The organism is Cupriavidus sp. KB_39, from assembly GCF_052114485.1.
Lineage (GTDB): Bacteria > Pseudomonadota > Gammaproteobacteria > Burkholderiales > Burkholderiaceae > Cupriavidus.
The window spans coordinates 1-2,555 of sequence record NZ_JBFREV010000101.1 but is presented as its reverse complement, the minus strand read 5'-3'; the positions used below and the strand labels follow the sequence as shown (position 1 = coordinate 2,555).

Genomic DNA, 2,555 nt, shown 5'->3' with positions numbered 1-2,555 from the left:
GTTGCTGAGGTGCGCCGAGGGATCTGAGTGGATAATGAACCACCACCGTTCGCCCAACCTCGGGCGTCTGGCGAACTCACGCGCGCGCCTGACGCGCTCAGAGATAGCAACCTCATAGAAGTGCTTGCCCAACAGCTCAAGTCCAATTTTCAAGAGCATGCGGCACACAGCAAGAGCGTCAGTGACTTCGGCTGAAAAGCGAAAGCTGCAAATGTGACCTGCAACGACATGCTGCGCTACCCGGGGCGATCGAGGCTCCAACTCGAGCTTACCGGATGTACCGGAAGCACGGATCACGCCGATTGTGCTAGGGATCGAAACCATACGATTTTTTTTGGACGGAATGCTTTCTAGCAAACGGTATCCGATAAATGGAAAGCTTCGAAGAGCGAACGACTCAACTTTCTGTCCGAAATATTGATTACATCCGTCGCAGGTAATTCCGAACGGTGCAATGGGCGAATGCGGACCGCCCAACGATTCGGGAATGATATGCGATCTACTCTTCGAAATGCCTCGATTCCCGCAGAAGATGCAAGCAACGATGTGAGATTCCATAAATTCATCCCAACTGATGCTCCGGAAAAAGCCTGCTTACTGACTACTAGCCGCCCAGGACGCCGCCAGGGACGGCCGAGCAGCTCGACCAGTATGTACCTACAGGCCGGTAACCCGGCCGTCCTCACGCCCCCTGCCGAGCAGGGTCGCGTGTACAAATTTACAGCCAGCCCCAGTAAATTTGAGTTCGTAGACATACTACTTTGTTACCGGAAAGTCATGCAAATTTGTACATCCCCATCGCCAACTCTTGCGCGGACTCCATCCAGCGCTGGGCCGACCCTCAGCCGACAATTACTACCAGCTCACACTCCGGCATTGCTGTACAAATTTGCAGCCGCCCCAGTACATTCGAGTTCGTAGACATACTACTAATCTACTGAAAAGCCATGCAAATTTGTACAGCGCGATCCGACTAGGCCAAGGCCAGCTCGTTTTCATTCACCATCGGCGCAAGCTCAACCATCCGGTCGTAGTCCACCACATACCCCTCGCTGCCGGTTTTTCGGTTCTTTTTGATGGCAATACCGAGCCTGCCCAGCAATGCATTGAACACCTTGACCTTCGTTTCTGGCGCCTCCGGCGAAGCGAAGCTAGTGCCGAGGAACAGGTTCATCGCATCCAGATTCTGCGCCGCGTATCGTGCAACACGATCGATCGCTTCACTGGTGACAATCCATTCCAACTTCGCCAATTGCTCTCGCCGGAGCTTCGAAGCCTCGCGAACAGGCCGAGAGTTCGAATCCGTGTGGATCTCCCGAACGGCCGCATACTCTCGCTCCACGACGCTATACAGCTCGGCCCTTCGAAGCGCCTCCTGAAGTCCAATCCCGGATTCCTGTAACGCACCACCGAACAGATCGCGCTTCATGAAGCGGTGATCGTGATCAGTAAACGCGTGCGTCACCTTGTCGTTGTTTCGCTCGTATCGATCGAGATTCAGAGCGCTCGCCCGCGATGCTTGCAGGAGTTTGGCGTTCTTCACTACATCGCGCACCGAAGGCGTTTCATGCAGTTGGATCTGCTGCAAGGTCAACTCTTCCGGCGACCTCAAGCCGAAGAATTTTGCGATCGCCCATTTCTTCAGAGATCGCTTCTGTTCGATCGATAGGTCGGCACGGTCCATCACGCTCAACATTTCTGCGTCTTCAGGCGGTAGATTCTGCGCATCGAAAATCTGCTTGGCCTTTCTGTTGCCGAACGGATCGCGACCGAAGCTCAGCATCTCCCGACCAGCATTCTTCATTTCATCATCGAGCGGAACGACCATTACTCGCCAACCCTCCTCCTCCTTCAGTCCGGCAAACTTCCCATCGCGTTTGATTTTCCATTCCTGATCGAGCCAGGCGATCCGTGCGTACATATCAAGATAGACCCTCTCCGCGTGGGTGAGCGAAGGGTCGTCGTCCGGGAAGATGATGCGTCGTGTAGTCACTTCCTTCTCAAACGCCCCGCTGCGAATGGCTTCCTCGGACAAGAAATTTCGCTTCCCTCCACTTTGAATCCAAACCTTCACGGTATCGCATTTCCGAACCCGGCTGATGGCCTGATCGCAATCCTGATAGGTATAGATCCCCTGCCCGAAGATGCCGTACACCGCATCGAACCAATCAACATCGATGCTGACACCAGTACTGAGAGTCGATGTGGCAATCAGCACCTGATACTTCGACGCCTCCCCGTTGGGGTCCGCAAAGAATGCCGTGTGTCGTGCCTCGTTGTTCGTCTCGCCCGTCAGTAGCAGCACGTCGATTCGCTTGCCGTCCGACCGAACCAAGTGCTCCAGCAAGGACTTCAGCGCATTTGCCAGCTTTAGTTCACTCACCGGTACATATACTCGCTTCCCATCGACGATCGCCGTGATGAGCTCAGCGATCAGATGATCCTTGTCCCGGTACATTTCGATGGTCCGATTCGCTTTCCACTTATTGACGATGGACAGGATTCGATCGGATTCGAAATTGCGACGCAATTTCGACATCACGTGACCGGTAAGT

Annotated in this window: 2 protein-coding genes; both read right to left on the bottom strand. The window is 54.2% G+C overall.

What is annotated here, in order from left to right:
* Positions 1-558: HNH endonuclease (locus AB4Z27_RS28710; RefSeq protein ID WP_441645943.1), on the bottom strand; the 558-nt coding region annotated here is incomplete at its 3' end.
* 415 nt (positions 559-973) lie between these two features.
* A partial coding sequence (locus tag AB4Z27_RS28705) for a hypothetical protein (RefSeq protein ID WP_441645942.1) occupies positions 974-2,555 on the bottom strand: 1,582 nt, incomplete at its 5' end.